Below are 6900 nucleotides of genomic sequence, written 5' to 3'. Positions count from 1 at the left end.
CTAACCGCCAGTAAAGATGGTGAGGAAAGTAGTGCGGTGAATGTGACGGTGTCGGATGCGGTGATTGACTCGATTCAAGTGACGCCTTCAGCGGTGAAGGTTTTGAAAGGTCAGACTCAGCAGTTAACTGCAACAGCGACGCTCAGTGATAGTACTTCATCTGATATCAGCAGCTCAGTGACGTGGACGTCGGCTGATACCAATACCGCGACAGTAACGCCAGCGGGTTTATTGTCCGCTGTTGCAGGAGGGAACACGACGCTAACCGCCAGTAAAGATAACATCACCAGTGATACGGTGAATGTGAATATATGTGCTAATTTGGCTGGTGAATGTATAGACATCTTCGATACAGGTACTGGTAAGTTGTTTACCAACTCACCATCAGTGGCCTATCTGGACAGCATTGGTGGTAGTGCTCATGACGATACTTATACTGAATTGGGAAATTACGGCCCAACTGGTGATTTTTACTTATTCAGCTGGACTAACGCAAATGTACTGTGCGAAACCTACAACAGCCATAGTCTCGGCGGACGAACGAACTGGAGTTTAGCGACAAAAGACGAGTTACAAACGGAGCTATACGGCGTATCTTATAATATGTCTACCGCGCGCGGTTGGCCGACCTACTACTACTATTTTTCGGCGACTCCTGATGGTTCTTCCTATGACAGCGTGAGCCTCAACAATGGCTCCATCAGCTTCAGCATTCAGGACTACACGACCTACGTATCCTGCGTCTCAAATCCTTAAAGTTTAGAGTTTAACGTTTTAATTTTGGTTCTGTCGCAAAGTTTTAATAAGCGACTATGACTCTAATCTCAAGGCGTAATTATGCTGCGAGCGCGTAAAACTGTTCCCAACTAGATAATCCATTTGGATTATCTAGTTGCTCATTTTTGATCATCGTCCACAACTCAATACCTGCTAGCGTGTTGGTTGCACCTTCTTTGCTTTTCCAGCCTAAGCATTGATGCATTTTCCCTTTCACCTTTCGGTGACTTTGCTCAACTGATCCGCACCAGCAGTTTTGGACACTGAGTTAAGTGAGTACAATCACTAATGAGGTGAACCATGACAAGTAAGAAGAAACGTATTATCCATTCTCCTGAATTTAAAGCAGAAACCCTGAAGCTGGCAGAGAAAGTGGGAGTCGCTGCAGCCGCAAGACAGCTCTCGTTACATGAATCTCAGATCTACGGTTGGCGAAAAGCCACAAAGAAGAATTCTAGTATTAGCCAACGAGAACAAGAATTGGCCGTTGAAGTCGCTAAGCTAAAGAGGCAGTTGGCAGAGCAAGCAGAAGAGCTAGAAATCGTAAAAAAGGCCGCCACCTACTTCGCGAAAAATCTAAAGTAAATTGCTATGAATTTATGCTCGAACACCTGCTGAGTTTCAGTATTTCCCGTATGGCTAAGGTGTTCAGAGTTTCTCGAAGTGGGTTTTATTATTGGGTTGAGAACCGCCACAAGGCGATTCAACGTGAGACAGAGCGCCAAAAGCTTGATACCAAGGTAAAAGAAGCCTTTGACGTTAGCAAAGAGCGAGATAGCTCAAGACGTATTCAGAAAGAACTGGCAGAGAGCGGTGATAACCATAATGTTAAGACCATTGCCGCCAGTATGAAACGTCAGGATTTAGTAGCGAAAGCAGCTCGCAAGTTTAAGTGTACAACGGACAGTAAGCATAAAATGCCCGTTGCTCCGAACTTGCTCGCTCAAGATTTTAACGCAACGGCTCCGAATCAAAAATGGGCAGGAGACACACTTATGTTGCCACAAGCGAAGGCTGGCTGTACTTAGCTGTCATTATTGACCTTTATTCAAGGCAAGTTATTGGTTGGTCTATGGATACGAGAATGACGGCCTCACTGGTCTGTGATGCTTTGTCGATGGCTTTATTCCGTCGAGGGTTCCCTGAGCATGTCATAACTCATAGCGATCGAGGTAGTCAGTACTGTTCGAAAGACTATCGAGACCTCATAAGCACTTATAATTTAAAACAAAGTGTGAGTAGAAAAGGGAACTGTTGGGATAACGCATGTGTTGAGAGCTTCTTCCATTCACTGAAAGTTGAAGCAATTCAATATGAGCCAATTATGACGAGAGAGCAGATGCGCCAAACGATCTTCGAGTACATAGAAGTTGATTATAATCGAACGAGAAGGCACAGTGCTCTTGGGTACCTAAGCCCAATGAACTTTGAAAAGCGAAATGTCGCTTAGCTAAGTGTCCAGTCTGCCTTTTTTTCATTTCTAACTAAACCAACCGCTCGCGCCCCCATGCCACCCGCGTAATTCATATCGTGGAATATTGCCCATCAGAAAGTAGAGAGAGTCTCGTCATTATAGATAGGATATAGCAATTTCATATAAAAAAACTAATTCAATGAGAAATTGCTATATAAAAACTATTGAGATAATTGTTCGTAAACACTATAAAAACCTTGAGAAGGTTGTCTTATCAAGAGGCCTTTTTATCATTCTTGTTTTTATTTTGTATTGCTTCTTATGGAGGATATATTATGAGCTCAATTGACCTATCTCCACTATACCGTAGTAGTGTTGGGTTTGACCGTCTAGCATCATTAATTGATCATGCCATGACCAGTGAAACTGCTATCAACGGTTACCCACCATATAACATTGAAGTTCTAAAAGAGAATCGCTATGCCATCACCCTGGCCGTAGCCGGATTTACTCAGGAAGAGCTTGATATTCAAGTAGAAAAGAGCGTGCTAAGTGTACGTGGGCAAAAACGTGCTGATAAAGAAAATAAATATCTGTATCAGGGTATCGCCAATCGTACATTCGAACGTAAGTTCAACTTAGCTGATTATGTTGAAGTTACGGATGCAGATCTTTCTAACGGATTGTTAACTATTACTCTGGTGAAAGAGATACCTGAAGCTATGAAGCCTAAGTCTATCACTATCAATAAAAACTGTGATGTATTAGAGCATAAGGCTGAAGATACAAGCACCAAAGATAATAAAGCTGCTAAAGGAGAATGATAGTGTGAAAGCACATTATCATTTTTGAAAGGGGAACGGTTCCTAATTGGGAGCCGTTTTTGTATCTAAATCTGGGTTCACACTATGCCTGCTTATGTTCAATACTGCATATCTTATCAATAAAGTGCAACCTCTTGTATTTAGAGGTTTTATCATTGAAGTATCGCGAAATGAGTAAGAATTATATTTTTCGAGAGTTAGAGTGCCAAATGACGAAGGAAAAGGTCGCGGAACTGTGTTTTAAAACTGTAAGAACAGTCACTGGTTGGGATGAAGGGGATCCAATTCCACCCGAATGTAAAAGGCTGATGAGAATGTCGAAGGGTCGGGGCTCTGTCGCAAATCTAGTTAGAGGCGTGACAGACCACCCCTGAAGATACAATTATACTGCGAGTGCGTAGAATAGTTCAAAGACTGTCTGACCTTCAACATCTATCTGCTCTTGTTTCAACATCGTCCAAACTTCTCGTCCATACAAACTTGCCAAGGCTCCTTCCATTGACTTCCAACCTAGTGCTTGACGCGTTTTCTGCTTCACCCAAAGATGACTCTGCTCAACGATATTATTCAGATATTTTATGTTATAAATTTCTACCAGTGAGAGCATAAAGTAACCGGTTAACCAGAGCTGAACATTCATAGAATCAATGGCCGCGTAGTTACCCTTACTTCCATCTATGACGACTTTACTTGGTAAACCATTTTGTGCAATGGCCTTATAAATAAAGGCTTTAGCTGCAGGCTCCTTACGGTTCAGGCTAAGATAATAATCGATCACCTTTCCAAATTTATCAACGGCTCGGTAGTAGTAGACCCACTTACCTTTTACTTTTCATCCATTCGCCACGAGTCCGACACGGGCTTCTTTCTACGCCTCGCTCTGTGCTCTAACGCTGGAGTGAATTTGATTACCCAACGATTAATAGTGGCGTGACCCACAACAACTCTGCGCTCTAATTGAATCTCTTCAATTTCACGATAACTGAGTTTATAGGCGATATAATAACGTGCGGTTTCGAGAATAACTTCAGAGGGAAAGTGGCAGCCTTCAAACATTAAGAATCAGTATCATGAATAGAAATCAAGAAAATATTAAATTTAAAGACTCAAAGTTCACGACAGAACCAAATATATTAACCTGGCATCCAGTATTGATGGTGTAGGTCAGTAGAAACGCAGTACATTCTGATTACGATACAGACGTTAAGGTATGAGAATGAAATAGGAATTTAAAAGGGATACGGTTTGAATAAATTTAATTAATAATATAGGTTATATTTACTTTTAATACATTCATTGGAGTCTATTTTCTTATAATTCACACGCTGACATCATTAAGCCAAATCCCGTTTTCTTTGTATGCTAATAGTGTTCCAAGAATATTTCTAAGTTCAATTCTATTTGTACAAAATGGCGCACAAGAAGATGCTGATATTTTTGCGCCTTTTAAACCACGCATAAAGACAGTTTCTAATTTTAATGTGTTATTTTTCTCGTTGATATACTTAATATTAAATGTTGGCATAATTATCTTCTATTTTATTTTAGTTTTTTAATCGTTTGTCCAAAAAATAAGATCGTGAAAAATACATCTTTTACAGAGGAAAAACATTGATTGGCTATTTTGAAGGGTAAGAGTCTAGAGGTGGTGTCAAGCACCTCTATTTAAAATCAGTTAAGCAACAACAACATCTGCTGCTTGAAGGCCTTTCTGACCTTGCTCTACATTGAAAAAAACCTTTTGACCTTCAATTAGAGTCTTGAAGCCTTCTGAAACAATGGCGTTGAAGTGTACAAATACGTCATCACCACCATTATCTTGAGTCAAAAAGCCAAAGCCTTTAGTTTCGTTAAACCATTTTACAGAACCAGTTTTTTTATTAGACATAGATTGTCCCTTATATAATAATAAAATTAATCGCTGAAATTGCGATGCGCTGGGAGCTTGAATTATTTAATGTATCTATGAAGCTAAGGGAAACACTGAGGAAAACAACAATAACGAAGGAATTCTAAGGGTTTTACTTTTACAACTGATGTTTCATTTAACAACTCTGAACAACAGAGCGAGGACATTATTGTATTTTATTTATTATATGTAAAGGATTATTTTAGTGGATATTCATGTAAATATCTTAAGACGCAAAAATAATTAGTCAGATCGATGCTGAATAATTTTTGGACAAAGATGGTCCAGTGAATTTTCAAGATTAGCAAATAATGGAGAACTATAGGTATGGAAACCTGCTTAGCTTTGTGTGTGCGGATCAAAATGTATTGCCGGTTCACAATGAAATCAGGGAACGTTTAGGAAGCGAGATATCAAGCACACAATCAGCAAAGAGCTAGGACTCAGTCGGACAATTGTGTATCAATTATTAGTAAGGTTAATTATGAGCTTATGCTTTCGATGAAATTGTTAGTTAAGCCAAAATACTAAAATTACCAAGTAAGCAATCATGTTGATCAGTAATGCTGCCTGTTAAAGTCGTTTCGCAATATGAAAACTTCACATTCATATCATCCACGTTTCCGCTCACTAAAACGTGGCGCCTTAAAATATCACCATTAAGTTGGTGAATAATCCTATCCCAAGAAAGGTTATCTTTAAATAGATTAAACGTGATCTTCATACTATTCCTATTTCTTATTTATCGTTGTTTTTTTCTTTTGTTGTTGAAACCAAAAAAGTTTGCGGCCTGTTGTTCGAGACATGGTTGATCCTTTTTTATTTTCGTTAGATATAACGAAGCTAGCAGTATGTTATAAACACTACCACTGGTGTATATTAATAAATTTTATTTATAAAAACGAAGTAAATAAGAAACGTAACGACAAATACAAAAAGTATTGGGATAATGTTGGATATTTTCGTGGGGTGTTATAAATAAGTACTTTAAGATAAGGGAAGTAGCGCAAGCGGTATTTCCGCTCACGCCTATTTAAATCTTATGCAGCTACAACGTTTGCAGCTTGAAGACCTTTTTGGCCTTGCTCTACTTCGAAAGACACTGCTTGACCTTCGTTAAGAGTTTTGAAACCTTCAGAAGCGATTGCACGGAAGTGAACGAATACGTCAGCACCACCGTTGTTTTGAGTTAAAAAGCCAAAACCTTTCTCTTCGTTAAACCACTTTACTACGCCATTTGTTTTGTTAGACATATTGTGTCCCTTATATAAAATAAAAATTAATCGCGAAACGCGATGCGCTGAGAGCTGGAATTATTTAATGTATCTATGAAGCTAAGGGAAACACTGAGGAAAACAACAATAACGAAGGAATTCTGAGGGTTTTACTTTTACAACTGGATGTTTCATTTAATAACTCTGAACGACAGAGCAACGCCATTATTGCTCATTACCTCTCTTTTGTAAAGGTCTAATTGGTTCTGTCGCAAACTTTGAGTCTTTAAGTTAATTATGGCTTTGTTGCGTAATTCAATGGAACTAAATCAAGAACCTACGATCTGATCAGCTACGTCCACTCTCTCTCGTAGCCCTATGCCTAAGCCTCGTTACAAAACAACCAACTGGAAGCAATACAACCAATCACTCATTAACCGTGGCTCTCTGACCTTTTGGATTGATGAAGAAGCAATAAGCGGGTGGGCGCAAAGTAAACAGAATAAGCGCGGTAGGCCACGTCGATTCAGTGATTTAGCTATCACGACAGCACTCATGGTGAAACGCGTATTTTCTATGCCACTGAGAGCGTTACAAGGATTTATCGACTCGATATTTAGACTGGCCCATGTTCCATTAAGCTGTCCGCATTACACCTGCATCAGTCGTAGAGCCAAGCAAGTTGAGGTTTCATTTAAGACTAAAGCGAGAGGAGCAATACAGCACCTAGCTATTGATGCTACTGGCCTTAAGGTTTATGGC

Annotated in this window: 6 protein-coding genes and 4 pseudogenes; 5 read left to right on the top strand and 5 right to left on the bottom strand. The window is 39.6% G+C overall.

Features of this window, described 5'->3' with window-relative positions:
- Window positions 1-60 precede the first annotated feature (60 nt).
- Window positions 61-756 carry an Ig-like domain-containing protein gene (locus AACT19_RS23735; RefSeq protein WP_242658976.1) on the top strand — a complete coding sequence of 232 codons (696 nt, stop codon included), beginning with the start codon at window positions 61-63 and terminating at the stop codon, window positions 754-756.
- Between the two features lie 79 nt (window positions 757-835).
- Here AACT19_RS23735 and AACT19_RS23730 read toward each other — a convergent pair.
- Window positions 836-1015: pseudogene (locus AACT19_RS23730) on the bottom strand (IS6 family transposase); the annotation flags it as partial.
- Window positions 1016-1077: 62 nt separating this feature from the next.
- Between AACT19_RS23730 and AACT19_RS23725 the strand changes: the two are divergent.
- The 3 genes and pseudogenes from AACT19_RS23725 to AACT19_RS23715 all read left to right on the top strand — a co-directional run.
- A pseudogene (locus AACT19_RS23725) lies at window positions 1078-2227 on the top strand (IS3 family transposase).
- Between the two features lie 299 nt (window positions 2228-2526).
- Window positions 2527-3015 carry an Hsp20 family protein gene (locus AACT19_RS23720; RefSeq protein WP_076649071.1) on the top strand — a complete coding sequence of 163 codons (489 nt, stop codon included), beginning with the start codon at window positions 2527-2529 and terminating at the stop codon, window positions 3013-3015.
- Between the two features lie 155 nt (window positions 3016-3170).
- A pseudogene (locus AACT19_RS23715) lies at window positions 3171-3344 on the top strand (regulator); the annotation flags it as partial.
- Between the two features lie 53 nt (window positions 3345-3397).
- On the opposite strand, the pseudogene AACT19_RS23710 reads toward AACT19_RS23715, so the two are convergent.
- From AACT19_RS23710 to cspE, 4 genes and pseudogenes are all read right to left on the bottom strand, one after another.
- Window positions 3398-4071: pseudogene (locus AACT19_RS23710) on the bottom strand (IS6 family transposase).
- 262 nt (window positions 4072-4333) lie between these two features.
- Complete coding sequence (locus AACT19_RS23705; protein ID WP_076649069.1) at window positions 4334-4540, bottom strand: hypothetical protein; 207 nt, start codon at window positions 4538-4540, stop codon at window positions 4334-4336.
- Between the two features lie 150 nt (window positions 4541-4690).
- Window positions 4691-4903 (bottom strand): cold-shock protein, encoded by a 213-nt coding sequence (locus AACT19_RS23700; protein WP_076649067.1) that lies wholly within the window; start codon window positions 4901-4903, stop codon window positions 4691-4693.
- Window positions 4904-5964: 1061 nt separating this feature from the next.
- The gene (gene cspE, locus AACT19_RS23690) at window positions 5965-6177 is read right to left on the bottom strand and encodes a transcription antiterminator/RNA stability regulator CspE (protein WP_076649063.1); all 213 of its coding nucleotides are present in this window, start codon (window positions 6175-6177) and stop codon (window positions 5965-5967) included.
- 339 nt (window positions 6178-6516) lie between these two features.
- Between cspE and AACT19_RS23685 the strand changes: the two genes are divergently transcribed.
- Window positions 6517-6900 (top strand): IS5 family transposase (locus AACT19_RS23685; protein ID WP_076649061.1); only part of this gene is annotated, 384 nt, incomplete at its 3' end.

The sequence above is a fragment of the Vibrio sp. 10N.222.47.A9 genome, assembly GCF_963872585.1.
GTDB classification, from domain to species: domain Bacteria; phylum Pseudomonadota; class Gammaproteobacteria; order Enterobacterales; family Vibrionaceae; genus Vibrio; species Vibrio splendidus.
Note: the sequence above shows the minus strand (reverse complement) of the source record. Positions and strands in the feature narration are given on the sequence as shown.

Excerpts from the sequence above, each read along its gene's own strand:
- AACT19_RS23720 (WP_076649071.1), top strand. The coding sequence starts at position 2,527 with ATGAGCTCAATTGACCTATCTCCACTATACCGTAGTAGTGTTGGGTTT.
- AACT19_RS23705 (WP_076649069.1), bottom strand. The coding sequence starts at position 4,540 with ATGCCAACATTTAATATTAAGTATATCAACGAGAAAAATAACACATTA.
- AACT19_RS23700 (WP_076649067.1), bottom strand. The coding sequence starts at position 4,903 with ATGTCTAATAAAAAAACTGGTTCTGTAAAATGGTTTAACGAAACTAAA.
- cspE (WP_076649063.1), bottom strand. The coding sequence starts at position 6,177 with ATGTCTAACAAAACAAATGGCGTAGTAAAGTGGTTTAACGAAGAGAAA.